The organism is Vibrio sp. JZG10, assembly GCF_054064075.1.
In genome coordinates this window covers 1-26,238 of sequence record NZ_JBSUGE010000002.1, presented here as the reverse complement: position 1 = coordinate 26,238, position 26,238 = coordinate 1, and the positions used below count along the sequence as shown (strand labels likewise).

21 protein-coding genes and 1 tRNA gene are annotated in these 26,238 nt (G+C 43.2%); 10 read left to right on the top strand and 12 right to left on the bottom strand.

Annotation, left to right across the window (positions count from 1 at the left end; genetic code table 11):
• Positions 1–16: 16 nt before the first annotated feature.
• The 7 genes from ACWYVB_RS02700 to ACWYVB_RS02670 form a co-directional block, all read right to left on the bottom strand.
• The gene (locus tag ACWYVB_RS02700; RefSeq protein ID WP_237311161.1) at positions 17–853 is read right to left on the bottom strand and encodes a nitrilase-related carbon-nitrogen hydrolase; all 837 of its coding nucleotides are present in this window, start codon (positions 851–853) and stop codon (positions 17–19) included.
• Between the two features lie 4 nt (positions 854–857).
• Positions 858–1,739 (bottom strand): glycine betaine ABC transporter substrate-binding protein, encoded by an 882-nt coding sequence (locus tag ACWYVB_RS02695; protein WP_457527845.1) that lies wholly within the window; start codon positions 1,737–1,739, stop codon positions 858–860.
• A 35-nt stretch (positions 1,740–1,774) separates the two neighbouring features.
• The gene (locus ACWYVB_RS02690) at positions 1,775–2,509 is read right to left on the bottom strand and encodes an ABC transporter permease (protein WP_006742426.1); all 735 of its coding nucleotides are present in this window, start codon (positions 2,507–2,509) and stop codon (positions 1,775–1,777) included.
• A complete protein-coding gene (locus ACWYVB_RS02685; RefSeq protein ID WP_182033592.1) occupies positions 2,506–3,675 on the bottom strand; it encodes an ABC transporter ATP-binding protein in 1,170 nt (389 codons plus the stop codon). The genes ACWYVB_RS02690 and ACWYVB_RS02685 overlap by 4 nt, the downstream gene beginning before the upstream one ends.
• 24 nt (positions 3,676–3,699) lie before the next feature.
• On the bottom strand, positions 3,700–4,302 hold the full coding sequence (locus tag ACWYVB_RS02680) for an ABC transporter permease (protein ID WP_005391019.1): 603 nt from the start codon (positions 4,300–4,302) through the stop codon (positions 3,700–3,702).
• 290 nt (positions 4,303–4,592) lie between these two features.
• Positions 4,593–5,906, bottom strand: a complete 1,314-nt coding sequence (locus ACWYVB_RS02675; protein WP_457527843.1) for a methyl-accepting chemotaxis protein — start codon at positions 5,904–5,906, stop codon at positions 4,593–4,595.
• 354 nt (positions 5,907–6,260) lie between these two features.
• Positions 6,261–7,454: an acetate/propionate family kinase gene (locus tag ACWYVB_RS02670; protein WP_006742422.1), complete on the bottom strand. Its 1,194-nt coding sequence runs from the start codon at positions 7,452–7,454 to the stop codon at positions 6,261–6,263.
• Between the two features lie 363 nt (positions 7,455–7,817).
• On the opposite strand from ACWYVB_RS02670, the gene ACWYVB_RS02665 reads away from it, so the two are divergent.
• Positions 7,818–9,356, top strand: coding sequence for a putative bifunctional diguanylate cyclase/phosphodiesterase (locus ACWYVB_RS02665; protein WP_074189973.1), 1,539 nt, complete (start codon positions 7,818–7,820; stop codon positions 9,354–9,356).
• 73 nt (positions 9,357–9,429) lie between these two features.
• On the opposite strand, the gene ACWYVB_RS02660 is transcribed toward ACWYVB_RS02665, so the two are convergent.
• Complete coding sequence (locus ACWYVB_RS02660; protein ID WP_047009310.1) at positions 9,430–11,364, bottom strand: DEAD/DEAH box helicase; 1,935 nt, start codon at positions 11,362–11,364, stop codon at positions 9,430–9,432.
• Positions 11,365–11,778: 414 nt separating this feature from the next.
• On the opposite strand from ACWYVB_RS02660, the gene rnb reads away from it, so the two are divergent.
• Positions 11,779–13,782 (top strand): exoribonuclease II, encoded by a 2,004-nt coding sequence (gene rnb / locus ACWYVB_RS02655; protein ID WP_457527839.1) that lies wholly within the window; start codon positions 11,779–11,781, stop codon positions 13,780–13,782.
• Positions 13,783–13,854: 72 nt separating this feature from the next.
• A complete protein-coding gene (locus ACWYVB_RS02650; RefSeq protein WP_457527837.1) occupies positions 13,855–14,664 on the top strand; it encodes a helix-turn-helix transcriptional regulator in 810 nt (269 codons plus the stop codon).
• A gap of 40 nt (positions 14,665–14,704) precedes the next feature.
• Here ACWYVB_RS02650 and ACWYVB_RS02645 read toward each other — a convergent pair whose 3' ends face one another.
• Entirely contained in the window at positions 14,705–15,058 is a 354-nt protein-coding gene (locus ACWYVB_RS02645; RefSeq protein ID WP_104970115.1) for a DUF3024 domain-containing protein, read from the bottom strand.
• Positions 15,059–15,324: 266 nt separating this feature from the next.
• Between ACWYVB_RS02645 and ACWYVB_RS02640 the strand changes: the two genes are divergently transcribed.
• Positions 15,325–16,149, top strand: a complete 825-nt coding sequence (locus tag ACWYVB_RS02640) for a phosphate ABC transporter substrate-binding protein (RefSeq protein ID WP_005391035.1) — start codon at positions 15,325–15,327, stop codon at positions 16,147–16,149.
• Between the two features lie 59 nt (positions 16,150–16,208).
• Here the strand turns inward: ACWYVB_RS02640 and ACWYVB_RS02635 are convergent, their stop codons facing one another.
• Positions 16,209–16,889 (bottom strand): MaoC family dehydratase, encoded by a 681-nt coding sequence (locus tag ACWYVB_RS02635; RefSeq protein WP_114322926.1) that lies wholly within the window; start codon positions 16,887–16,889, stop codon positions 16,209–16,211.
• 329 nt (positions 16,890–17,218) lie between these two features.
• Between ACWYVB_RS02635 and ACWYVB_RS02630 the strand changes: the two genes are divergently transcribed.
• The 6 genes from ACWYVB_RS02630 (at position 17,219) to ACWYVB_RS02605 (ending at position 23,505) form a co-directional block, all read left to right on the top strand.
• Positions 17,219–17,309 (top strand) — tRNA-Ser (locus tag ACWYVB_RS02630).
• Positions 17,310–17,396: 87 nt separating this feature from the next.
• Complete coding sequence (locus ACWYVB_RS02625; protein ID WP_457527834.1) at positions 17,397–18,668, top strand: tyrosine-type recombinase/integrase; 1,272 nt, start codon at positions 17,397–17,399, stop codon at positions 18,666–18,668.
• Positions 18,665–19,411 (top strand): hypothetical protein, encoded by a 747-nt coding sequence (locus ACWYVB_RS02620; protein ID WP_457527832.1) that lies wholly within the window; start codon positions 18,665–18,667, stop codon positions 19,409–19,411. Before ACWYVB_RS02625 ends, ACWYVB_RS02620 begins: the two co-directional genes overlap by 4 nt.
• Positions 19,412–19,730: 319 nt before the next feature.
• Positions 19,731–20,951 (top strand): tyrosine-type recombinase/integrase, encoded by a 1,221-nt coding sequence (locus tag ACWYVB_RS02615; RefSeq protein WP_274022531.1) that lies wholly within the window; start codon positions 19,731–19,733, stop codon positions 20,949–20,951.
• The gene (locus ACWYVB_RS02610; RefSeq protein WP_140325523.1) at positions 20,944–21,714 is read left to right on the top strand and encodes a hypothetical protein; all 771 of its coding nucleotides are present in this window, start codon (positions 20,944–20,946) and stop codon (positions 21,712–21,714) included. The genes ACWYVB_RS02615 and ACWYVB_RS02610 overlap by 8 nt, the downstream gene beginning before the upstream one ends.
• A 231-nt stretch (positions 21,715–21,945) precedes the next feature.
• The gene (locus ACWYVB_RS02605) at positions 21,946–23,505 is read left to right on the top strand and encodes a hypothetical protein (protein WP_457527830.1); all 1,560 of its coding nucleotides are present in this window, start codon (positions 21,946–21,948) and stop codon (positions 23,503–23,505) included.
• Positions 23,506–23,862: 357 nt separating this feature from the next.
• Here the strand turns inward: ACWYVB_RS02605 and ACWYVB_RS02600 are convergent, their stop codons facing one another.
• Positions 23,863–25,194: a reverse transcriptase domain-containing protein gene (locus tag ACWYVB_RS02600; protein WP_457527828.1), complete on the bottom strand. Its 1,332-nt coding sequence runs from the start codon at positions 25,192–25,194 to the stop codon at positions 23,863–23,865.
• A 1-nt stretch (position 25,195) separates the two neighbouring features.
• Complete coding sequence (locus tag ACWYVB_RS02595; RefSeq protein WP_017420199.1) at positions 25,196–25,834, bottom strand: SLATT domain-containing protein; 639 nt, start codon at positions 25,832–25,834, stop codon at positions 25,196–25,198.
• Positions 25,835–26,238 lie beyond the last annotated feature (404 nt).

Here is a 26,238-nt window from a genome sequence, read left to right as displayed (position 1 = left end):
GTCTACTGCTCCAGTTTTAGCGTTTTGCCTTCGACAATAGTGTTGTGATCAATGGTGTATTGCTGTCTCGCATGGTAGGCAGCTCGAATCTGGCTTTATCAATATCGTCCAATGACAAGGTTGCAGTTATCAAGGTTTCACCGTCTTCTGCCTGCGCCAATAGCTCACCCGTTGCAGACAAAATACAGCTTCCTCCCCAAAACCACGCTTCGCCCTCTGGCCCGTAACGGTTGGCCATCAAAACTGGAGTTCCGTAGAGCACCGCATAAAATTTAACGTTAACTAACCAGTTGTCTTCATTGGAAAAATCTTTACTGACAATACTGCTGGCCGAATTGATCGGCGCGAGCAAGATTTCAGGCTTATCGAGTAGCGCGCAATGAACCAAAGGTGGATTCCATAAATCGGCACAAATTAAAACCGAGCCTCGCCAATTATCATCAAGAGAAACGCTGGTGGTTGCGTCACCAGAATGAAACCACTTGCCCTCTTCAAGCCCACCATAGGTTGGTAAATTGATTTTGCGATGCACAGCAACCACCGTACCACCGAGCAACCAAGCCATCGCGTTGTAGTACTCTCCCGGAGCAGCCTGTTCAACAAAGCCGACAATCACGGACATGTGCGGTGCAAGTTGCGCAAGCTCTTTAAGCCGAGCATCATCACGCTTCATGGCAACTTCACGCACAGAAGATTGGAGCTGGTATCCGGTCAAGGAGAGTTCAGGAAATAGCAATAGCTGCGACCCCAAGGCCGCAGCTTGCTTTATGTAATCCTGATGAGTATTCAGATTGGCATTCACATCGCCTAACTGGGCGTTGATTTGGGCCACACTGACTTGCAGGATAGTCATGGTATTACCCCAAGTTATGCTCAGATAGGAACTGGCTTGCAACTTCTGAGATCGAACGTCGCTCCACATCAACTTGTTGATTCAAAGTCGACATCGTATCGCCATCGATCGCCGCAGAAAGCGCGTTCATTTGCTCGGCAAGCTCTGGGTTCGCATCTAGCGTTTCTTCGCGAACCACAGGTGTGATCGCGTAATCAGGGAAGAACTGTTTGTCATCCGTTAAAACGGTAAAACCGAATGCTTTGATACGACCATCTGTTGCGAATACGAGCGCAGCATCGACTTCTTTCCCTTTCAGCGCATCATAAGTTAACCCCGTATCCATGCGTTTCACTTGGTCTCGTGAAGCTTTGAATTTGTAGGTTTTCTGTAAAGGTCGGAAGCCATCTTTTCGTGCATAGAATTCCGCATTCAAAGCAATGGTCATTGGCGGGTCTTGGCGCATTTGCTCGGCGAAGTCGGATAAGGTTGAGATGCCACGTTGCTTCGCATCGTCACTGCGCATAGCGAGCGCGTAGGTGTTGTTCGCTTTTGAAGGGTTAAGCCAAACTAGACCTTTCTTCGCATCGAGTTCCTTAACGCGTTGATACACTTGCTCTGCTGGGAGCTTGTCTTTGACTTTGTTGTAAATGATCAGTGATGTGCCCGTGTATTCCCAATAAAGATCAATCTGGCCGTTTTCTTGCGCTTTACGCAAAACCGCACTGCCCATGCCCGAACGTTTATCAACGTCGTAGCCTTTTTTGGTTAAATATTGAGACGTGATCTCCGTTAAAAGCTGTTGTTCTGTAAAGTTTTTACCACCTACGACGATTTCCGCAGATGCGTGAAAACTTGAAAGCAGTACACCAACGGCCAGCAAGCGGCGAGTAATTTGCTTCAACATGTTTGACTCCTGTCTGTGTTCAATTTTTAGGATTGTTATTGTCTAGCTCTAATAGGGTTACAGCCTTTAGGTACAGTGACATAAGAAACGGCTCCTACCACACTGTCGATAGCGATAGCCAGCATCGCTGTAGGAATAGCGCCTGCCAGCATCATGATGGGTTCATCCAGATCAATACCGGTAAAAATGAGCTCCCCTAACCCACCGCCACCAATTAAGAAGGCCAGTGGAACGGTGCCCACGTTGACAGCTAACGCCGTGCGGATACCGGCAAAAATGACGAACAGCGCATTAGGAATTTCAACCTGAAACAACATTTGTAACTCGGTCATACCAATGCCTGACGCCGCTTCTTTTAAATGAGCGGGCACTTCTTTCAGTCCAATGTAGGTGTTTCTGACAATCGGCAACAACGAGGCAATCGTCAGCCCAAATACCGCAGGCACGGTGCCAATGCCAAGAAAGCTCATTGCCAGCGCGAGAATGGCTAAAGTAGGAATCGTGGTCCCCACATTCAAAACCTGCATCGCCGATTCTGCGACTTTCTGAAAACGGGGACGGCTGAGCAATACGCCGACGGGAATCGCGATTAGGATCGCCAATCCACCAGACAGCAGCACCAGTTCAATGTGCTGAACCGTCAAATAAACAATGTCTTCTTGGTAGTAGAGGAAATCATCGATCGTACCCGCGCCTTGTAAATAAATACCCAACGCAAAGACACACGCTAATAAAACGAAATAGTAGGTTTGTTTGAGCTGGTTGGTCACGATGCCTCCTTAGCCTGATGCAATGGCTGTGGCTGACTAGGAGAGATATCGCGCTGATAAGTTGCGCCTAGATAATGGGTAATGCCGCGCTGTGTGACTTCGCCCACTAAGCGGCCATTCTCGTCAACACACGGCATCCAAACAATGTCGTGCGTGAACATCTTCGACGCGACTTTACGCAGATCATCCGTGGTTCGGGCGATTGTTTTCAGGCCGACATAATGTTCGCCGCAGTACCCCTTCATATTGATTGCGGTAGCTTTTGGCACATAACCGATAGGTTGGTGTTGGTCATTCACTAATATCACGGCGTCGCGATACCCATACGCGTCAATTTTGGTTAGGGCGTCGGCAAGCGTCTCGTTAGGTTTCACGTGCGCAAAGGTGGTCTGCATGACGGATTCAGCCGTCACTAAGCGAAGACGTTTAAGTGCGCGATCATCTCCGACAAAGTTTTTCACGAAATCATCTTTCGGGTGTGCGAGCAAATCGTCAGGCGTATCGTACTGAACCAGGTGACCATCACGGAAAATCGCAATTCTATCGGCCATTTTGACCGCTTCATCAATGTCATGACTGACAAACATGATGGTCTTGTTGAGCTCTTGCTGCATTTTAAGGAACTCATCCTGGATTACTTCACGGTTGATCGGGTCAATCGCGCCAAAAGGTTCATCCATCAGCATAACGGGAGGATCCGCAGCTAGCGCTCGGGCAACACCAATTCGTTGCTGCTGTCCGCCAGACAACTCATTTGGATAACGATTAAGGAAGACACTAGGATCAAGAGCCACCATCTCCAATAGCTCTTTTGCACGCGTCATGTACCTTGCCTTATCCCACCCTAATAACTTGGGAACCACCGCGATGTTTTCGCCGATCGTCATGTTGGGAAATAAGCCAATTTGCTGAATAACATAGCCAATGTTGCGGCGCAGAGTGACTGTATCCATCCCTGAAGTATCTTCACCGCCAAGATAGATCTTGCCCGATGTCGCGGGAATAATTCGGTTGACCATTTTCAGCGTGGTGGTTTTGCCACAACCGGATGGGCCAAGTAACACACAAATTTCACCACTGGGAACTTCCATCTCAATGTGATCTGCGGCAGTCACCGGGCCATTAGGCGTTTCAAAAATTTTGGTTAGCTTGTCAATTTTGATCATTTGAATGTCCCTATTATTTATCCTTTATCGAGCAGCGGTTAAGCCCGGTGGCGTTAATCTTTTTTGTAGTCGAATCAATCCGTAATCCGCGATGATAGCCAGAAGGCTGACGGCGATGGCACCAACGATCAGTTGTCGAGGATCACTTTGCGAGATGCCACGACTGATAAACACGCCTAGCCCTCCTGCTCCGATATACGCGGCGATCGCCATAACGCCAATATTCATTACTACTGCCGTTCTCACACCCGCCATAATCACCGGAATCGCCAATGGAATTTCCACCATTTTCAAACGCTGAAAAGGCGTCATCCCGATGCCGCGAGCTGCCTCTCGGAGTGACGGTTCTACGTTGTGAATCGCGGTATAAGTGTTGCGAATAATAGGCAGCTGAGAATAAAGCAGTACGGTAATCACGGCGGGCACGTAGCCAATCCCATGACCAATGGTCGATAAGAGAGGAATCATCAAACCAAACAGTGCGATTGAAGGAATGGTGATAATGATGGACGCTACGTAAAGCACCACTTTCGCAACGCGCTCATTTTGTGTGATAAGAATGCCGATAGGTACGCCAGTTAGGATGGCAAGCCCAACAGCCAGAGCGACCAAAGAGATGTGCTCCATGGTAAGCGTACCTAGCAGCGCTAAGTTATCTATGGTGAAATTTAGTAAGTCCAAGTAGGTCTCCCCCAACTGTGATTCGCAACCAAGTTAACAGGAGATTAAATTACGCTACTTTTTATTAACAGTGTTGTAAAATAGCGACACGTTAAGATAGAAATACGAAATATTAAGGAGGGAAATAATTAGCTTTCTCATCACCAAAAAAAGCGCTTTATTGGCGATGAGCAGCAGTAGTAAACAAGTTGATTATATCGGAACCGAAAACAGCCATTGATAGCATGAAGAACCCACTACAATGAGCGGTTAAATTGCTCCACAGCCTCTACGACACGGCTAGCGCCATCTTGTATTTCGTTCATCACATTCCCCGCTTTTTCTGAAAGCTCTAGCGTATCTAGTGCTTCTTTTTGGCACTTGGCGATCAGTTGGACAGCATTATCGGTTCGCTCTAAGTTTTCAGTTACCATTGTGACAATTTCATCAGTGGTCGCATTGGTTCTTGTGGCAAGCTGTCTGACCTCGTCAGCAACAACGGCAAAGCCTCTACCATGCTCACCCGCGCGAGCTGCTTCTATCGCCGCATTTAACGCCAGTAAGTTAGTTTGGTCAGCAATACCACTGATGCTATTAACCAGTTCACTAATGCGTGATGAGTGCGCTTTGAGCTCGTCAATGGCCGTATTCGCTTGCTGCATTTGGTCAGACAGTGTTTGCACCTTTTCTAGCGTCGAACCTATCACTTGCTGACCTTGCAGTGTTTGTGTTCCGGTCTCTTGAGAAACTTCATTAGCCAATTGCGCAGCCTGAGCCATTTGCTGCTCTTGCATCACCTGCTGGGTGATGTCGGTCGCGAACTTGACGACCTTGTAGAGCTCTCCTCTATCGTTATGGATAGGGTTATAGGAGGCTTCTAACCATACCTCTTCACCGTAACGGTTAACTCGCTTAAATCGGTCTGAAGCAAACTGTCCTTTTGCCAAACGTTGCCAGAACTCGCGATAAGCTTCAGAACCAGCCTCTTCCTGATCGCAGAACATACGATGATGCTTTCCTTTAATTTGATCCAGTGTATAACCCATCGTACTAAGGAAATTATCATTGGCCTTTAATACATTACCATCTAACGTGAACTCAATAACCGCCATAGAACGGCTCAACGCATTCAGCATGTCCTCTTGCTCACGCGATGCTTTGATCGTTCGCGTAAGCTCAGAAGCAAACACAAAAAAGCTTTCGGCTTCTTGATGTTCGTTCAAAACAGGCTGGATAACCGTTCGTAACCACGCTTCTTCGCCGTTGCCTTTAAGTACTTGCATCGCGCCATTCCAAAATACTTTGTCTTGAACGGCTCTCTTCATTCGATGAAAGTGCTCTGTATTACGCGAATTTGATGGCACCAACTCGGTAATCGGTCTCGCTAAAATATCCGCATCAGTGAAAAAGAGTTGTTGGTGAAGTTTTGTATTTACAGAGGTAATGCAACCTTTCTTATCCAGCGTTAAGCGAAGCATTTCTTCATCTAAACTGTGTTGGATTTGCTGCAAGCGTTGCAGATCCTGCTTTAATCGTTGGTTTTCTTGCTGAAGCGACTTATTAAAAAACATAACTTTCTCTCATTTGACTAATCTTCGAACTAGTCAACGGTTTATTATTTATATGCCCAATAGCCTGCAAAGATAAGATTTCGTTTGATCGTTCTTCAAACGCAATTCCTGTCTCCAAGCTGAGACACCTACATGACATAAGGCTATTTTTCTTTGGTATGGCTTAAGCGCAGTATACTGAAATTTCTTCACCGCCCAAGTTGTTTATATATTTATCAATATTAAGACAATTGGCAGCTATTATAGATCCGTATTAATGCGGATAGTTGTATGGAGAAAGGATGTATTTGGATCAAAAAAAGCCCTTTCCATAAAGGAAAGGGCTTTGACTTAGTTCCCAAAATTTTTGCCGTTTTACAGCAGTTCCACCGACTGTTGAGCGATTACCCACTCTTCATTGGTAGGAATAACTAGTGCTTTCGCACCGAGCAACTCAGATGTTGCAATAACACCTGCGTTGCCAAATCTTGCATCTTCGTTGCCTTTCTCATCTTCAACAAAACCTAGCAGTTTTAGGTTTTTCAAGATTTCACGACGAATTGGTAGTGAGTTTTCACCAATACCACCAGTGAAGATGATGCCGTCTAATGAATCCAGAGCAGCTAGGTAAGAAGTAATGTATTTCGCAACACGGTAAGTGAAGATTTCAAATGCCAACTTCGCACGTGAGTTACCCGCTTCCATAGCTTCTAGTACACCACGTGCGTCACTTGTTACACCGGATACACCTAAGAAGCCTGACTTCTTGTTCATCATCTCGAACACTTCGTCTTTTTCCCAACCTTTACGGAAAAGGAACTCGATAACACTTGGGTCGAGGTCACCACAACGAGTGCCCATCATTAGGCCAGCTAGCGGCGTCAAACCCATACTTGTATCAACACATTCGCCATTTTTAACCGCACTCACTGATGCACCGTTACCTAAGTGCACGGTGATAAAGCTGCTTTCTTCAACCGGTTTATCTAGCATTTTCGCTGCTTCACGGCTTACGTAGTAGTGGCTTGTGCCGTGAGCACCGTAACGACGCACTTTATGCTCTTCGTAAAGCTCGTAAGGAAGCGCGTACATAAACGCTTTTGCAGGCATTGTTTGGTGGAAAGCAGTATCAAACACAGCGAATTGAGGCAGTGAAGGGAATGCTGCCATTGCTGCTCGCATGCCTTCTGCATTCGCTTTGTTATGAAGCGGCGCTAGTTCAGCAAGACGCTCAACTTCTTGAATAACTTTTTCATCGACTTTCACTGTGCCTTTAAAGGTTTCGCCACCAGCAACAATGCGGTGACCTACTGCTACAAATTTTGAGCTCAAACCCAAAGTCTCGAGTAGTTTTACCACTCGCTCAACAGCGTACTGATGATGGTTACCGCCAGCAGGAATTGCTTCAACGGTTTTTTCTCCCTGATATTTCCAACTGATTTCAGCTTCAGGTAGGCCAAAACACTCACCAATACCTGATACCAAAGCTTCACCGGTTTCAGAATCAATAACAGCAAATTTTAATGAAGAGCTACCAGAGTTGATCACCAGTACAAACGAATTAGACATGAAATAGTTATCCTGTTGTAGAGCAGAGGTTGTAATAGCGCTTGTGCGCTGCGTACTTCTTGTTTGCCCCTCTATTATTCAATAATTTTTTAATCTTTCAACAATCTTTTAGTAAAAGCGATTTGATTGAACAAATTTTGTTGATCTGTAGCAAGTTTTGATTTTATTTGAAGACTAAAAAATATGACTTGTTAAACATAATTTATGAATAGGTCAATTTGTACAAATTCAGAGATATGAGCTACGTTGTTTATTGGGTGAACAAAAATAATAAACCAATCAATAAATCGGGGTAATAATGTGCCCACTATTGCATTTCTATTAGTGATCTTAGGTTTGATTTTGCTCTGCTGGGGATGGCAGATGACAAAAAACATCTGCTCGAGAACTGATGTACCCGGGTGGACTTTCCTATTGTTGTTAATCAGCTGTTTCATTTTTGCGTATGCCGCTTTTTTACACGCTATAATGCAAAAACCTATCGCTTCCCTCTTGGAAACCGGAGTTTCTCTCATTTTATTCGGTGGCAGCATTTTTGTGGTGCTGGTTATCAAATGGAGCAACGACTCCATACTAGAACTTCATACCGTTGCTGAAAAAGAGAAGCGTAATGCCGTTCACGACGCACTTACTGGACTCCCTAACCGTAAATACTGCTTTGAGTTAATCGAAGATAGAATACAGTCTGGAGACCCTTTCTCAGTGATCCTTTTCGATGTCGTTAACTTTAAACAAGTCAACGATGCTATGGGACACTTTTGTGGAGACCAACTACTGATTCAAATTGGACAACGTCTCCAAGAGAAACTTAAAGGCAGTGACAAAATTTTCCGCGTTGGTGGCGATGAATTTGTCATCCTCACCTCGTCAGCATGCGAGGAAACAGGCAAAAGTCTCATCGAAGAGTTAGATTCAGCACTGTCTAATCGCTTCCATTTAGATGAGTTTCAAGTCTCTTCCCGCGTTGTTTTCGGTGTCAGTACCTACCCTTATGACGCTCTGTCCAATGATCTATTGATAAAGCACGCAGACATTGCCATGTATCACGCCAAACGAAATGGCAATCTCTTTGCATTTTATAATGAGGACATGAACGTCGGGGCCAAGTACCAGCTCGAAATCTCTTCTCGTATTCAATGTGCGCTGGAAAAAGAGGAGTTCCAGCTATACTATCAACCGTTGATTGATGCACATACTAACTTAGCTGTCGGCTTTGAAGCCGTGATCCGTTGGCATGATGAAAATGGTAAAACGATTTCGCCTAACGACTTCATCCCCATCGCGGAGCGAAGTAATCAAGTGCACAACATCACCATGTGGGTCCTCAACCAAGTTGAAAAAGACCTCCAGACCTTTATAGAAAAAGACATCAAGCTTCCTGTCCACGTTAACTTATCTGCAAAAGATCTCTCGTCTAATTTATTGTTTAACCGCTTGGAAACACTGCTCAAGGTAAACCCTCAATTTGCTGACCTTATAAGCTTAGAGATTACTGAAACGATGGCGATTGATAGAGTTGTTGAGCTCAACCCCCTAATTCACCAAATCAAAGGATTGGGTATTAAGATCAGCTTGGACGACTTTGGCACCGGGTATTCATCTCTGTCGCTTTTGAGAGATCTCCCAGTTGATCAAATTAAAATCGACCGATCATTTCTTTGTACCGCAAGCCGGACAGAGGGCACCCGCTCTATCGTTGAGAACACAATAGCGTTAGCGCATGGCCTAGGGTATTCAGTCGTCGCAGAAGGCGTTCAAGACATGGATACACTGCATTTTTTACGCAGTCGTGGCTGCGACATCATTCAGGGCTACTTGTTCTGCCCAGCCCTCCCCTTAAACGAAGTCATTAGCTGGGTAAATGAGCACGACGAAAAGCAAAGCCGTATTCGACGCGCATAAAAAAGCCGAGCATTTCGCTCGGCTTTCAATTCTTAAGGCAATTTAATCAATTGCTCTAATCACTGATTCGTGATTATGCTTCTTGAGTGCGACGACCACGGCCGTGACCACGCTCACCACGGTGGTTACCACGGTGATCACCACCACGGTTACGATCGAAGCGACGTTCGCCACCCTCACGGTTACCGTCGCGGTTGCCGTCACGGTTACCACGGAAGCCACCTTCGCGACGACCGCCTTCACGACGATCACCACCACGGTTGCCGCCTTCGCGGTTGCCACGGTAACCGCCGCCATCACGACGACCGCCATCGCGACGACCACCGTCACGGCGACCACCACGAGACTCTCGGAAGTCATCGAAGTCACATACTACAGCACCAACATCTTGTTGACGGATGCGTAGTTTGCTTAGCTTGCCCGCAGCTTCAGAAGTCATTGCTTTTGGTAGCTGAACGAATGTGTGGCCTTGTGCTAGCTTGATCGCACCGATAGAGCCTTTACCTAGACCTAGTTCGTTCGCTAGAGCACCAACGATGTCTTTAACTTGAACACCTTGCTCGCGACCAACTTGAAGCTGGTAAGTATCCCAATCTTGGTTGTTGAAGTTACGACCGCCGTCACGACCACCTTCACGGCGCTCTTTGCGACGTTGCTTATCGCGCTCAATCGCTTCAACCATTGGGTCTTCGCCAATGTAGAACAGAGGACGTTTACCTTGCTGACGCTTAAGAAGCATAGCAGCAAGCGTTGCTGGGTCGATTTCTAGAGAAGTTTGTAGTTTCTCTACTAGCTCAGCAAATTTGTCTAGAGCTTTGTGCTCTTTCTCTGCTTCAAGCTCAGCGCCTAGCTTAGCTAGACGAGCTTCAGCAACTTGGTCACGTAGAGGAAGCTGAATCTCTTCCATAGATGACTTAGTTACGCGCTCGATAGTGCGAAGCATACGGATTTGGTTAGTGCGAACAAGAAGGATCGCTTTACCTTTACGTCCAGCACGGCCAGTACGACCGATACGGTGGATGTAAGACTCAACATCGAATGGGATGTCGTAGTTGAATACGTGCGTAATACGTGGAACATCAAGACCACGTGCCACAACGTCAGTTGCAACTAGGATGTCGATAACACCTTGTTTGATGTGATCAACAGTACGCTCACGTAGAGACTGAGGAATGTCACCGTGCAGAGCTGCCGCTTTAAAGCCACGTGCAGATAGCCAATCAGCTAGACGCTCAGTGTCTTGACGAGTACGTACGAAGACGATTGACGCATCAGTTTCTTCCGTTTCAAGAAGACGAGACATCGCTTCATCTTTCTCTACACCCTTCACTACCCAGAACTGCTGTTGAACTTTGTCTACAGTGTGGTTCTTACCAGCAACGTCAACCATTACAGGCTCACGTAGGAAACGCTCAACGATTTTCTTAAGCATCGGAGGCATTGTTGCAGAGAATAGAACGCGTTGAGCAGACTCTGGTGCATGTTCCATGATCGCAGTAACGTCATCAACGAAACCCATGTTTAGCATTTCGTCAGCTTCGTCTAGTACAAACGTGTTTACTTCATCTAGGTGTAGACGTTCACGGTTGATAAGGTCTTGTACACGACCTGGAGTACCAACAATAACTTGTGCACCACTCTTAAGAGCACGCATCTGATCTACGATAGAAGCACCACCGTAAATCTCTAAAACTTTAAGACCCTTGATGTTCTTACCAAGGTTTTTCATTTCAGCCGCAACCTGAATCGCTAACTCACGCGTTGGCGCAAGAACGATAGCTTGTGGTTTACGTTGGTTGAGATCGATCTTATTTAGAAGAGGCAGAGAGAACGCTGCCGTTTTACCTGTACCTGTTTGAGCTTTACCCAGCGCGTCAGCACCTTCCAACAGGTGTGGGATTGCCGCAGCCTGAATTGGAGTTGGTGACACGAAACCCATTCCGTCTAGAGCAGAAAGGATAGAATCATTCAGAGATAAATCGCTGAATTGAATAACAGAATCTTGCATTGGGATCCTACTTAATTAAACAAAAAAACAGTCCCATATGCTCTTCCAATTCGATACTGATTCATCCAGTTACTGATTCCATTCAGACAGGAACACAGCACAGTACACAACCGCGATAAGCCATTAGGGACGACTAAGGGAGGCGGATTATTCCTTAAAAGCATAAAAAAAGCCAGAAAAAATTGAATTACATCACAATTTATTCTCAATAATGGCATTTTTAGCATATTTTTCCACCAGCCCCACCATTCCCCGTAGATTTGCGCAGCTCGCAGATGAGTTTTTCATCAATATTTAAGCCGATTTCCTGCGATTCGACTCAGCAAAATTCACGGCGAAATTGCGCTCCACAGGTAGTAATAATAGCTCGCAATGATTATAGTGTGCCCAACTCCATAGGTAATTTAAGAAAAGATGTTTCAAGATAACCCACTACTCGCTCAGCTTAAGCAGCAAATCCAAGAAAACCTGCCGAAAAAAGAAGGCTCAATAAAAGCCACAGATAAAGGCTTTGGCTTTTTGGAAGTGGACAGCAAGACTAGCTTCTTCATCCCACCTGCGTACATGAAAAAGTGCATGCACGGTGACAAAGTCGTCGCCATTATCCGCACAGAAAATGAACGCGAAGTTGCAGAGCCACAAGAGCTGTTAGAACAAGCCGTGACTCGCTTTATTGGTCGAGTCAAAATGTTCAAAGGCAAGCTAAACGTAGCACCTGATCACCCGCAGCTTAAAAAGCTTTCTCTCAAAGCGAAACTAAAGAAAGGTCTAAAACCTGACGAGTTCGCTGAGGGAGATTGGGTTGTCGCACATCTTATTCGCCACCCTCTAAAAGGCGATAACTCTTTCTTCGTAGAAATTTCTGAAAAAATCACAGACGCGAACGACAAAATTGCACCTTGGTGGGTAACGCTTGCTCAAAACGATCTACCAAACTCTGAGCCAGCAGGCATCGAGAACTGGGAACTAAAAGACGACGCCGATCTAGAACGCGCAGACATGACACACGTTCCTTTCGTGACTATCGATGGTGAATCAACCAAAGATATGGACGATGCGCTGTACGCGAAGAAAACCGAATCTGGCGATTTCGAACTGACTATCGCTATCGCAGATCCAACCGCCTACATCACACCAGAAGATGAAATGGATAAAGTAGCACGTGAGCGTGGCTATACTATTTATCTTCCGGGCCGCAATATTCCAATGCTGCCTCGCGATCTAGCAGACAACCTATGCTCTCTGATTGAAGGCGAAATCCGCCCTGCTATTTGCTGTACCGTAACAGTAAATAAAGACGGCGTAATTGGCGACGATATCAAGTTCTTTGCAGCAAACATCAAATCACACGCACGCTTAGCATACGATCACGTGTCTGATTGGCTAGAAAACGGCAGCTCAGAAGCATGGCAACCATCTGAAGAGATCGCGACAATCGTTCGTGACCTTTACGACTTTTCCCTTGCTCGCGCAGAATGGCGTGAGAAAAACGCAGTGGTCTTCCCAGACCGCCCTGACTACCGTTTTGAGCTGAGTGAAGACAACGATGTGGTTGCTATCCATGCAGATATGCGCCGCAGTGCAAATCGCTTGGTTGAAGAGTCAATGATTACCGCAAACATCTGTGCTGGTCGTACACTGCGCGATAAATTTGAAACAGGTGTTTTCAATACTCACGCTGGCATTAAGACTGAGAAGGTTGAAGAAGTGGTTCAACTTGTCAACCCAGAAGGTGAACTGGAATTCACAGCAGAGTCAATTACCACACTAGAAGGCTTTGCTGCATTGCGTCGCTGGTTGGCTGCGCAAGAAACCTCTTACCTTGATAATCGTATTCGTAAGTTCCAAGCCTACAGTGAAGTAGGTAATCAGCCTCTTCCTCATTACGCTATGGGGCTGGATATCTATGCGACTTGGACATCACCAATTCGTAAGTACGGCGATATGATCAACCATCGCATGTTGAAGGCCGTCATCCTAGGCAAAGAGCCAGTGCAAAAACCTGATGATCAAGTCGGTGAAGAACTAGCTCTGCACCGTAAACATCATAAAATTGCTGAGCGAAATGTCTCAGATTGGTTATATGCACGTACGCTTGCTGATGAGCCGAACAAGAAAACTTGTTTCACAGGTGAGATTTTCGATATTAATCGTGCAGGTGCACGTGTCCGACTTCTCGAAAATGGCGCAGCAGCCTTTATTCCTGGTGCACTAATTCTTGATAATAAAGAAAGAATTGAGTGCAATGGCGACAACGGTACCATCTCTATCGATAAAGAGGTCGTATACAAACTTGGTGATACATTGGAAATTGTCCTCGCGGACGTAAACCAAGAGAACCGCAGTTTAGTTGCAAAGCCAACCCAGGTATTTGCTGAACAACCAGCAGCACAAGCAGAACAGACTGTAAGTGAATAATACCGAATGAAGTTAAAAGGCGCTCTATTGAGCGCCTTTTTTATTTGTTATGTAAAAATGATAAGAACGAATATGCCGAACATTGAGATCATTCGCTTTAATCACTTCACTGCGCGCAAAAGTGAGCGTTACACCGCAACACATAATGGCTTATATGTTGTTGAAGAAGGTGCCCTATTAATTCATCAACCAAATGGTGAACAGTTTGAACTTAAAGCAGGAGATTTTACTCTCTACAACTCTGCTGATTTGAGCAGCGCAGAAGCCATCCCTAGTGAAAATGGCTTTAAAGCACTGGCTCTAGTCTTCAACCCAAATCTATTCTGTGACTTTAAAAAAGCCCACCCAATGCTACGCTCCAAGACGGAAGAAAGGCGCTTCTATCCTTTTTCAGCGCAAACCAGCAGCGAAGTAGCACAACTAAAAGACACATTGGTCAACTTAGCGAGTCGCAATGCTCCAGACTACACACAAGGTCATATCGCAATGGCACTGCTGTCGTTAATGCTGGAGGTAGAGCCAAACATCCTATCAATCATAGATGATGCAAGCAGCCTAAGCGACTCTCAAAAGGCCATCAAGTATATTGAGAACAATATCGAGAAAGATATCACTCTGGAAGGCTTAGCGGCTCATATGAGCATGTCTATCGCGACGTTAAAACGCCGCCTCGCCGCAGAGGAGCTTTCATTTTCACAGATATTAAAAGTGAAGCGGATCAACTTCGCCGCTACCCAGCTGCGCATGTCAGAAAAATCTATAACAGAAATAGCGTTTGAATCCGGATTTAAGAGTGCTGCGCATTTCAGTACCGCATTTAAATCGGTTTACAACATGACACCGAAAGACTTTAGAAACCAAGTCGTTAAATCCAAAGCATAAATCATGGTGACATTGACAGCTGTTAGAGTTGGAGCGTTCCCTATTCCCAAAAACACGCTTGAGGATCGCTTTCCAACTCGGTGAGTAGGTCTTCGAGCGTTTGACTGTATGGAAGTGGCTTATAAGGTATCCACCTTAATAATTCGTTGCGGTACGTTGGGACGTAGAAATACCAAAGCTGATTGCCCTCATCAAACACAATCTTCGCGACGGGAGAGGTATATTCGCTGTGCTGTGAATCAAGAAGAAAATGCGCTCTATGAAGCTCGACACCATTCTCCACTGGCTCATATAGGCACTTACCCTGCTCGACAGGCAGGTTAGCATTACGCGCAGAGCAGAGCGATTGAACTGATTTGTATAAACGACTTGTCGCCATTTGGGACACTGACATCAACGTTCTCCCGATGGATGATAGTTAGAGCTGTCGATCCTAGTATATAACCTTTACACCACCACCGATGCTGATTATCTGCCTACCTCAAACAAAGGGTGGCTATATTCTCATTTCCTCAGATTATCATCTCACTTTGCTTGGAAACGCTACCTACATCACCTCTTGGTTAGAAAGAATTCCCTTGTTTAGACCTGACAGTTCACAAAAGTGTAACCTGAACGCAATATCATAAACGCTGCTTTATACCGTATATGGAGTTTAATATGTTACGTTTTACTGTGGCGACGTTATTGGCCATAGCAGTCTCTCTCCCCGCCATTGCAAAAGAAATTAATATCTCTGGGTCAACCTCGGTTGCTCGCGTAATGGATGTACTTGCAGAGGAATACAACAAAACACACCCGGACGATTACATTGCAGTTCAAGGTATTGGTTCTAGTGCGGGTATTACAATGGTTAATAAAGGCGTAGCTGAGATTGGAATGAGCTCTCGCTATCTGACAGAAAGCGAAAAAGGTGAAGATCTCAACGTATATCCTATCGCTTATGATGGCCTAGCTGTTGTTGTAAACCGTACAAACTCTGTAAAAAACCTTTCTCAACAACAACTGTTTGATATCTACAAAGGTAAAATCAAGAATTGGAAAGAGGTTGGTGGTGCAGATCAACCTATCGCTGTTGTCACTAGAGAGGCGTCTTCAGGCTCACGCTACAGTTTTGAAAGTCTGCTAGGACTAACCAAAATCGTAAATGATCGCCTCGTCTCAGATATCAGCCCGAACAACTTGGTTGTAAATAGCAACAGCATGGTAAAAACCATCGTGAACCATAATACTCGTGCAATTGGGTTTATTTCTGTGGGATCAGTAGATCGCTCAATAAAAGCGATTCAATTAGATGGTATTGACCCAACTTCGGCAAACATTAGCAATCACAAGTATAAATTGGCGCGGCCATTCCTAGTACTCTACAAAGTCAATAAGATTAGCGAACCAGGTAAAGGGTTCGTCACCTTCCTTCGCTCAGAACAAGGACAAAAAGCGATTGCTGATTACGGTTACACTCCAGTAAAAAGCTTTAATCAATAAAACCAAAAAGAGAGCATATTAATGCTCTCTTTTTATATGTTTTCTATCTGGCTCTGGAATTAGAAATGCAGTTGAATAACAGAAACGACAACAGCACCAGGTCGACGAATACCTTCGATTTCCACTTTAATTTCACGCTCGATCTCCAAACCTTTTTTGATCGGCGTTACTTTTGTCAACGTGCTGACAGCACGAACGTTGTTTCCTGCTTTAACAGGGTAAGGGAAACGAACTTGGTTTAAGCCTAAGTTAACGACCATTTTGGCTGTTGGGAACATTGGCTTATCAGGGTCCACTGAGTCAGTCAATTTAGGCAACAATGCTAATGTTAAAAAGCCATGAGCGATGGTTGTCTTAAATGGAGATTCAACTGACGCACGTTCTGGATCTGTGTGAATCCACTGCATGTCTTCCGTTACCGCACCAAATTGATTGATACGTTCTTGAGATACATGCACCCAGTCACCAATGTGAATCACTTCACCAATTTTTTCACTTAACTCGTCATACAGCTTTTGAGCCTCAGGTGCCATTACGATTGGTGTAGGTTGAGGCGCAACCTCTTCGTTAACAGCTGGCTGTTGGTGATCACGAACTTTTGAGAAAAGAAAGCTATTCTGAGCTTTTCCCAAAAAGTCACTCCAATAATCGCGTAACGTTGGAGACATCCAATTCATAAACTCGGATTGATGAGCAGAAATCGCATCAACTTTGTCTTTAAATAGATTTGTGACCTTCATAAACACCCTTAAAAAATTTAAGCACAACTGGCTATACCAGTTAATTTTGAATTAGTTCACAAAGTCTTGCAAATACTTTCGGGCGAACACATGTACCCTAAAAGCAAGTTATTTCTTAAATATCATAAAGATAACAATAAAACACCATTTTATTGACTTGCGCCAAGATAAAGTAAAAACTCTATAAATTGCTACTATTTGTCTCTTTTTTACCCCATTTTCAAACTGTTTAACATCACATCAGCGACTATAAAACGAGCAAACAGTACTTCTATTATAATTCAGCACTTTACAAGTCGGACTATGCTCCCTATTATACGTTCCGCAACGGAGAGATGGCTGAGTGGTTGAAAGCACCGGTCTTGAAAACCGGCATACGTTAATAGCGTATCTAGGGTTCAAATCCCTATCTCTCCGCCACTTTCAAATGAACAAAGCTCTGATTTTTCAGGGCTTTTTTCATATCTGATGCATGCAAAAGTCACCTACTACAGTGAGGTGATACATATGTATCTGCTAAAACTCCCTTCTAGCGTTTATTACCACCGCTCTCCCGTTCCAACTACATTACGTGAACGGGGCTTTCCAAACGAAGTTCGCCTTTCTCTACTAACCAAAGATCGTCAAATTGCTTTAGAGCGCAATATCCATGTATCTCTAGCAATGAAGCAGAGTTTCGAGAGTGCTCTTACAGATGACGCTCTTACTTACAATGACATCAAAGCTGCCTTGAATCAGAAAATCTCGGCATTAAGAGATAGTTATACAGTTAGTACGTCTCAGGTAATGCGTCTGAGTGTTATTACTCCAAAACCTAAGCTTAAACATTTTGATGCTATGCATGCCTTACGCGAATTTTTACGTTCCAAAGAATCAGATAATGTGACTGCTTTGACTCTGCACCAACTCGAACAACGCACAATGCATTGCTTAGACTTTCTTGAGAGTTCGTCAAAACCGTACAGTGAAGAAGCTCTAGAAGAGTACCTAGAGCACTTAAAATCTCAAGGGCGTTCAGCTAAAACGAACAAAGATTACTTTGCATCTATTAAGCAGTTCTTTACCTGGTGTCACGCTAAGAGCCTGATAAAAGTAAATCCATGTCTCAATCTCACGGCCAAATTCAAATCTAATAAACATGCAAGTGAACAACGCGATGTTTGGAAAGCCAGCGAACTAAACTTACTCTTAGATAGTTCTGAGTATCAAAGTAAATCCGAGGATTTTCGCTACATAACAGAGTTGCAAATATATCATGGACTTAGACCAAATGAGGCTTGCCAGCTTTTCATTTGTAACGTCCAGTGTGACGATAATCTCTGGTTTTTGGACATCACTGATGCAGGTGATAAACAGCACCTAAAAAATGAACACTCCGTCCGCCAGATCCCTCTACATCAAGATATAGTCAAAAATGGCTTCCTTGAGTTTGTGCAAGACAGAGCCAAACTAAATGCACTGAATACCCCTCTATTCCACTACGAGCCATACGGTAAGGATCATGATTGGTCTAAATACTATCGAGTTGAATTTGGCAAGTTGCAGAGCAAGATAGGGATGAAAGCTGGTTCTAGACCGACTCCGTATGGCTTTCGTCATACGTTCATAGATGAGCTAAAAAATGCGGAATTAGCTGAATCATTAGTAGGTGAATACGTAGGGCATGCCAGTCACGGCATGACTTTTGGAAGATATGGGAAGAAACTCAAGCTTGATAAGCTAGTAAAAGTAGTACAAACATTCAGCCTTCCTTCGAACAAAAAAGGAGGGGCGAAATGAGAAAGCTTAATGATGCAATTTTAAAAGACATATTAGCTCGGAGACTGGGTGATGAGGATTGGAAACGTGATTGTTCAAACTTATTGGCTCAAGGTGTTTCATTACGCCAGATTGGTCTTGTAATGGACACAGCAAATCAACTGGAAATTGATCCGTTACTTACTGAAGACTCCTTGCTAGAAGACGGGATTACTCACAAAGAAATCGAACACACCTTCAGTAGCATTGAGAATCTCAAAAGCTTACTAGGTATAAGTTACCATTTCAGTGACTACCTAACTGCTAAGAACTTCGATCCTGCTGCAGGGATAGATATTCCATACTTCATCTATCAATATTTTTATGAAGAAATCCGCAACGACTATAGCATTGACTTAAAACTCGACTGGCAAATATGTGTAGAGCTTGGAAATAACATAGCGTTGTCTTCAATCCCACTTTTCGGTAAATATAACGCCATTATACCTGCCACGGACGAAGAAGCAGCGGGCATCACAGCCGCTTTACTTGCTGACCGCTATAAATGCCTCAGTTATGACACAAATAATGGTCTTTTAGAGCTAGAAACGATAGATGATAAGCGCAAAGTTCAAATCGAAGTACGCTGCTTATCATCAAAATTTAAGAGCCATCGTCACTGCGGTGTCTGTGTTGTAGATGATAATGAAATATGTCACCCAAATTGCCAGCAAAGTAAGAGATTAAGCTTTTCTCATTTGTTAAAGCGCCACATGTCTGACTAACTTGCTAACTCACTGACTAACTTTCTAGAAAGTTAGTCAGTTCTCCTCTCCCCTTAAAAACACACCTTTTATGTATACTATTAGTATAACTAATGTATAAAAATTCACTTTTTTAAATTTCTTTGAAAAAATTTAGCGTGATTTTTTCATGGGTAGATTTGAATTCTTCCCAGTAAACAAAGGATAAATCTACGTTGACTTTTGTTTAACCTGTTGTATTTATGGTGTTTGTTGACTTTTGTTCTATTGCTATAGGATTTTTATCATGTATCATTGTTTATAAAAGAAGCATAAATAATAAAAATAAAAGGAAATAATTATGCCAAACTACCATATAGATACCTATCCTATATTTGCTGTTAATACATTAGAAAAATTTGAGGACTTTGCGAATTTTTTTCTTAATTCTAGGGTTAACTCGCATGCAAAATCGACAGTTCGAGCAGATAAAGCCCGTATTAATAAGCTCTGTAAAATTTTTGGTGAGAAGTTAATTTCACAAATTCGACACTCAGACCTTTTGAGGTGGCTAATGGCGATGGAAGCAAAGTACAAGCCTAAAACTACGGTTGAATACCTCAATGTGCTAAAAGCTATCTTCCGCATCGCTGTCTATGAAAAAGTTATTACAGAATCCCCTGCTGAAATGCTTAGTGTATGTGTTGAGTTCACGTCGGAACCTGAACCGTTTAGCCGTTCGGAATTAGAAACCATGTCATTAACTCCTACAGAGTTCGCTTCTGATCATAATTTGATCGTATCTGCTCCAATGATTGGAGCAAGAATGTGCGAGATGATTGCTCTTAAGCGTGGTGATATTGATTTAGAAAAGGGAGTCGTTCACATTCACTCGAATCAAGTTCTTGGTGAAGCTAAAGCAACTAAGAATATCTACTCTGATCGTTATGTCGAAATTAACGATCCGCTACGAGTAATACTCACTCACCAGTTAAAAATATCTGCTGATAACGCTTGTATGACTATAGAGGAAAGGTTGAGAAAGACTAACCAAACTAAGACTTATCAAGAGCAATACCTCTTTGTTAATCCTTGCACTGGACTACCCTATCGAGACGTAAAAGACTTTAGTCAGCGCGTTTGGAAGCAATTTATGCGAGATGCAGATGCGCTTCATCAACAACGACATGGTAAATCAATCAAGTATCGAGGGCTTTCTCAATTCAGACATACATATGCCAGCCAAGCTCTTACGGCAGGCGTAAACCCTGTGTGGTTAGCAAAGCAACTCGGTCATGCTAATACAGATATGATCTTTAGGCACTATGCGAGATGGATTAAAGAAGACGCCCAGGTTGATAACAATCAAGCAGTGAGTCATCAATTTAGTCGACTGATCGGAGAGACAAAAGACCCGATCATTGTGGGTAGTATAAAAAAGCGAGCAGAGCTGAAAAGCTTGATGCAGGTAAAGCAAGCGCTGGCTTATTCAGAAGATAACGCTTTAAAACAAAGCATCAATAATGCAATTCGTACACTTGAAGCGGAGATTAAGCACTTCGAGGAGATCAATCATGGATAAGACAGAGCATGATTTTAACGAAGAGTGTAAAAAAGTCGGTATCAAAGATCCTTCTCGCTTGAAGTTTACGTTTAAGCACTACCTAGCTGTATTTGTAGAAATGACCAGTAATGGAAAAAATTCAATCAGAGTCAAAGAGTATCATCGTGCTGTCGGTGGCGGTGAATACAAAGTAGCGAAGGTAGCTTTTAATCTGTTTAATCAAACAAATGATGGTCAAGACAGAATCGCCGCCCCTCGTCCACATTGGTTTCAACAGTTTGTCGCAAGCACTGCTAGCTTTGCTCAAGATCTTTGGGAAGAAATTAGCACTGAAATTCAACGTGAAGTCGAAGAGCGCGTGCAAGTATCCGAAGCAGCTAGAAATAAGGCCGAAAGAGAGCAAGCTAGCACTGAGGATTACCTTGAGGAAGTTATTTCTGAAAAACAAGAACTTGAGATTACGGTTGAGGAACTAGCGGGATATCGAGAAAGGAACGAAGAACTGCATCATGAGCTAAAGGATCTAGCACGAGATAAATATCATATTGAAGAAAAGCTGTCAGATGTAGTGGAAGAAGTAAATGCCCTCCGTTTACAAATACCAGAATTGCAGTCGCTGAGAATTCACGTTGCAAAGATCGAGGCGGAGCTTGAAATTAAAACACAGCAAGTCAGTGACTACAGGGAAATGCTTCGACTTTCTGAATCGTTTAAATTGGTATCTGATAATACCGAAACTCTTAGCAAGCACGCTCTCCAAGCTGAGGAGTGTGACTCATGATGCTTCCATCGGTAATAGAAAAATGCAAGCGCGGGAGCGCTTGCTTATTCGTGCTTGGTGTGGCGTTGCTGTTGAAGGGAATGCGACAAATAAAGGGTATTAAGGAACTGATACGCTTTAGTAACCCGCTACGCTTTCGTCACACTTTTGCTTCGCAAAAGATGCACGAAAGCTGCGGTCCAAAGAAGGCTCTCTGGACTCTCGTAAATATAACCTCCCGAGGAGGTTATAATGGCTAGGCAAAATAAAATCATTCGCTTGTTCCACCGTCATTTGAATTTCAATTCAACTTCGAAAAACCGCAAAGCGTGTGAAAAGTCTCTCAAGCACTCACTAAGAATCTCTCCTACTGGTGAGTCGGTTAAGCAATTAGAGTGGAACCCAGAGTTAACAGGCAAAAACATCCTCTTTAAGGATGGTAAATTCTATCGTCTTGATAATAAGTTAACCGATGATCATCGATGGAAAGTATTACTTGATATCGCACCACAGCCCAAAATCAAAAGCCACGGTAAATATCAGACCCAGCAGAGACAGTATCGCAAGAAGCTCAAAGACGCTGCTAAGTCAGAGCGAACGCGAGGTAATGACATTGGTGCAAAGTTCTTAGAACGTATTACATCAGAAACAGGCTTGATCAAATGGGAGCATTTAAAAGATATTCAACTTATGCAGTTATCTCGATATAAGCAACGAGCGAATGCGATTAAAAAGTACGTACTTGCACATAACAAGCTATGCCAGTATCCGCCAAACGCTAATAGTACAGTAGTTCAGGAAGGTATCTTTAAGATTCCTCATCGTTGGAATGTGACTTCCGATGACATCTCTCTACGGGATTACATACTCACCACAAAGACGTTTCTTGAGACTCATTTTCCAGATCACCCAATTAAAGCAATCGTAGGACATGATGATGAGCGCAATGAGAATGAAAAAACTGGCCTGCACACTCATTACTTTGTTAGCGGCAAAAATCGGAAAACTGGTGAATATGACTTGAGAAAACATCAAATCTTGGTTGTTAATGAGTATCTAGCTAAGAAAGGGCTTGAGGATGAACTGCTTCCCGTCAATCAGGACTTAACTCGTCACCAGTCTAGGGCATTCGGGCATTATTGGCAGTGTTTAGTTCAGGATTTCATGAATACTCATTTACTCAATCCTAAAAACTTACATGCTGAATTTAGTGACGAAACAGAGAAGAAAACCGAGCAGTATCAGTACATGATACGTCAAGGTAAATTGCCCAAATCACAACGCGATTTAAGCTATCACACTCGTCTTATTGATAAGCTTAACTTGGAAATTCAGGTGCTCAAAAATGAGCGAAAAGATGAATCGATGCAGCTTAATGTCATCAGTACTACCCTTGAGGAATTATCGGATAATCTCAAAGCCAAGGCTTTAGAGCTAGAGCAGCTTGAGCTAAAGAAACACCAGTTTCATCAGGAGTTGCAAGAAGCGGCACATCGCTATATCTATTTGGAAGAATGCTTCGAGGAAAAAGATGCCAAGCTAAATCACGTTGAAATGCTACTGGCAGAGAAAGAGGCTCAATTTGCTGATATTGACACTAGAATGAAGCAACAGATGAAAGAGACCATACTAGACGCTTACATGCTAATGCAGGCGAGGCATAAAAAGTTTCCAAAGGCTGCGCGAGAGTTTGCACAGAAGATATCTGACCGACTAGACGGTGATATACCGAGTCAATTGTCTCCTCTGCTTGATGCAGCATTGACAGAGAGCGGCTATTACACTTCAACCAACGAGACTCTTGATTTTTAGGGTTTAAGTTTGTGAAGATTGTGATTTTAACAATTGATAAATAATACAATTTATGCGGTTCGTAAAATGAGAACCGCGTTTTACGAACTAAACTTATCAGGACGTATTGAAAGCAAACTAATACCTCTGAGTCGAAGGAGTGAATCAGCCAACCTAACCTCATTAATTTTGCCTCATTCCGTGCAGGCAACTAGGAAGGAATCCTTCTAGGTTGCGTAAATTACCTTTTCCCCAAAGCAAGTTAGCTACCGTTTAAGACTCACGTCTCTGAATCATCATTTGGCTTATTTCTCCTAATGCCTGTCAGGCGTCTATAGGAACGCGGGAACATCTCCCCTTGTTTAACGAACACTCAACCTAGTAACCAAAGTCTTTCACATCAACTTCTAGCTCTCTGACTTGAGAACCTATTTTTTTATGGAAGTGGTAACGAATTTCTTCATCAGCCATATTGGTCAAATCAAAACTAAAATATTGAACTAAAACCTCTTTCATCTCAGGTATGTCATGCTGGTCGAAGTTTGGTACATAACTGGTGTTATATTTGTTGTGGCTAATTTCTTTGAAAGTGCGAACAAACTTTTTAGGTTTGATTTCTACCCCAAAACGCTTACATAGGCGCAGGACATAATGATCTAATCTGTGGAGTAGCTTTTCATCATTGATCTCAGCGAAAAAAAATTGCCAACCCTTACATTTCTTCTCAAACACACAGCCAGTGATTCGTAGGTTTAATCGCCATTCTAAAATTTTTAAGCTCTTATTTTTAGAGTGCTTATAGCTTGTGAAAATCCCAGCAAGAGAAGCCTTTAACTTTTCAATCGAACCGTTTCTTGCAGAGATATGCTCATTGGTGAATTGATACCCAAGATAATCAAAACCGTTGGCAAGTGAGTCAATTTTTGACTTCTCTGGCACTTTCACAGGGCAGTGTATTTTTAAACCAATATTGCGAAACTTCTTGATAATGATTTGTGCTAGATCGTGTGCTTGATCAGCAGAACAAAGAACTAATACATCATCAACGTAGCGGTAGCATTTTACGTTAGGCAATTCAGATAAAAATTTGTCAATGTTTTGGAGGTAGATGGCTGCAAGGATGTTGGAAACAGCCAACCCTTGAGGTACGCCGACTTCACTTGGCTTATCATCCTTTCTCGAAACTAGAACTGGAGGGGCAGTGACAGCCGAAAAGATCATGTCTAGTATGTGATCTTGCCTAATGCGCTTTCTCAATTGAGAGCGTAGGTTTTTATGTCTTATTGATGGGTAAAAATTCGAAACATCTAACTTAATATAGCTATCAAAGTCACCAGATAAAGCGTGAGCCTTGACATCTTTAATGACATCTTGAGGAAGCGTGAACGCCACTGATTCTGCAAATCGCTCTTGTAGAAAGTTACACATAGCACGTAATGCAATTCTATCTCTCACTGTAGGGATAGAGATTTCACGAGGGGCCTTATTTCTCCCTTTAGTCAGCAACTTTAACTTGTACTTGGAAAACGCATACGAACCTTCAATCATTTTACGAGAAATGATTTCAACTTGCGGGTCTAACTGCTTTCTAAAAGCATACTGATTCATATTGTCTATGCCAGTCGCACCAGAATATACAATATGGTTGGAAAAGATTTCTTTTAGATTTTCTTGACTAAACTCTTTACTAAATTGGTCTTGTACACGCATTTTATTCACCAGTACAAGTTGGAAAAGATGAGTTTAATGAAAACCATATCAGTACGGGCAAGGCATAGAAAAACACGAGAGTTAAGAACCTAGTGGTAAAATAAGATACCGCTAAAAACCAGTGATGTGATGTTGGTATTCTGCTAAGAGCTTGTTTTGGTTTTGTATTTTCCGATGTGTCTGAATGAAACTCTTTGCTTACTTGTCTTACGGTGCTAGTACTTGCCCAATACTCTTGGCATAGTGCAATGGCAAAATCTTTGTCAGTGTGGTTTTCACAAGCATTCAGCTTAGATTCGTAGATTATTGATAAATCGGTAAAATCAGCACCTTCCTTGGAGGCTTGATGCATAATGCTATTCAAACTTTCATAACATTCTTTAATTAGGTTTGCTCTTTCCTTAAATGAAAGCCCGTTGATGAATCCTGAAATACAAAGTACGAGGACAGAATATACAACCCAAGAGATCGCTTCGATTCCATTTTGTGGGTTCTTTAGATAATAAACGGATACGGCGACAGAGAAGAATGAATACCAGAGTAGTATTACTTGTGAGTGAAAGGCGTTAGACAAAAGTCGTTTTTCAGTTTGAATTCGTGCTTTTCTTGTCCACCAAATATTGTCTGCTAAAGCCACCATCTTCTCCTAAATGTTGGGGGTGTGCTTCATAGAGGTAGTTTAGTTACAATAAGTTAACACTCCTACTGGAGTAAGCATATCCGAGATACACTAAGGGCGAACCCTTCGAAATTAGTTTCACTCTTACTGCTAAGAGTGGACAGCTACTAAGAACTGTCACCACTATGAAACACAGTGTGTATGGTACATTTTCGGAGTTCGAGGCTCAATAATTTTTTGTCACCGTTAAGCTAGTTTCCATACTTTAAGTAATTAAAGGATCACTAATTTAGCAAAATCACTGACTCATTTCTGTCCATAGGTGAGTTTGAAAATACTAAGCATTTTCTGTGATCACCAAGCGATTCTGTCGTACCTTAACTACCAAGCGACTTTGTCATTACAATAACTACCGAGGGAAATTG

What these genes read in the sequence shown, in the direction of transcription:
- ACWYVB_RS02700 (WP_237311161.1), bottom strand. Translation starts at nt 853, where the DNA reads ATGACTATCCTGCAAGTCAGTGTGGCCCAAATCAACGCCCAGTTAGGC.
- ACWYVB_RS02695 (WP_457527845.1), bottom strand. Translation starts at nt 1,739, where the DNA reads ATGTTGAAGCAAATTACTCGCCGCTTGCTGGCCGTTGGTGTACTGCTT.
- ACWYVB_RS02685 (WP_182033592.1), bottom strand. Translation starts at nt 3,675, where the DNA reads ATGATCAAAATTGACAAGCTAACCAAAATTTTTGAAACGCCTAATGGC.
- ACWYVB_RS02680 (WP_005391019.1), bottom strand. Translation starts at nt 4,302, where the DNA reads ATGGAGCACATCTCTTTGGTCGCTCTGGCTGTTGGGCTTGCCATCCTA.
- ACWYVB_RS02675 (WP_457527843.1), bottom strand. Translation starts at nt 5,906, where the DNA reads ATGTTTTTTAATAAGTCGCTTCAGCAAGAAAACCAACGATTAAAGCAG.
- ACWYVB_RS02670 (WP_006742422.1), bottom strand. Translation starts at nt 7,454, where the DNA reads ATGTCTAATTCGTTTGTACTGGTGATCAACTCTGGTAGCTCTTCATTA.
- ACWYVB_RS02665 (WP_074189973.1), top strand. Translation starts at nt 7,818, where the DNA reads ATGACAAAAAACATCTGCTCGAGAACTGATGTACCCGGGTGGACTTTC.
- ACWYVB_RS02660 (WP_047009310.1), bottom strand. Translation starts at nt 11,364, where the DNA reads ATGCAAGATTCTGTTATTCAATTCAGCGATTTATCTCTGAATGATTCT.
- rnb (WP_457527839.1), top strand. Translation starts at nt 11,779, where the DNA reads ATGTTTCAAGATAACCCACTACTCGCTCAGCTTAAGCAGCAAATCCAA.
- ACWYVB_RS02650 (WP_457527837.1), top strand. Translation starts at nt 13,855, where the DNA reads ATGCCGAACATTGAGATCATTCGCTTTAATCACTTCACTGCGCGCAAA.
- ACWYVB_RS02645 (WP_104970115.1), bottom strand. Translation starts at nt 15,058, where the DNA reads ATGTCAGTGTCCCAAATGGCGACAAGTCGTTTATACAAATCAGTTCAA.
- ACWYVB_RS02640 (WP_005391035.1), top strand. Translation starts at nt 15,325, where the DNA reads ATGTTACGTTTTACTGTGGCGACGTTATTGGCCATAGCAGTCTCTCTC.
- ACWYVB_RS02635 (WP_114322926.1), bottom strand. Translation starts at nt 16,889, where the DNA reads ATGAAGGTCACAAATCTATTTAAAGACAAAGTTGATGCGATTTCTGCT.
- ACWYVB_RS02625 (WP_457527834.1), top strand. Translation starts at nt 17,397, where the DNA reads ATGTATCTGCTAAAACTCCCTTCTAGCGTTTATTACCACCGCTCTCCC.
- ACWYVB_RS02620 (WP_457527832.1), top strand. Translation starts at nt 18,665, where the DNA reads ATGAGAAAGCTTAATGATGCAATTTTAAAAGACATATTAGCTCGGAGA.
- ACWYVB_RS02615 (WP_274022531.1), top strand. Translation starts at nt 19,731, where the DNA reads ATGCCAAACTACCATATAGATACCTATCCTATATTTGCTGTTAATACA.
- ACWYVB_RS02610 (WP_140325523.1), top strand. Translation starts at nt 20,944, where the DNA reads ATGGATAAGACAGAGCATGATTTTAACGAAGAGTGTAAAAAAGTCGGT.
- ACWYVB_RS02605 (WP_457527830.1), top strand. Translation starts at nt 21,946, where the DNA reads ATGGCTAGGCAAAATAAAATCATTCGCTTGTTCCACCGTCATTTGAAT.
- ACWYVB_RS02600 (WP_457527828.1), bottom strand. Translation starts at nt 25,194, where the DNA reads ATGCGTGTACAAGACCAATTTAGTAAAGAGTTTAGTCAAGAAAATCTA.
- ACWYVB_RS02595 (WP_017420199.1), bottom strand. Translation starts at nt 25,834, where the DNA reads ATGGTGGCTTTAGCAGACAATATTTGGTGGACAAGAAAAGCACGAATT.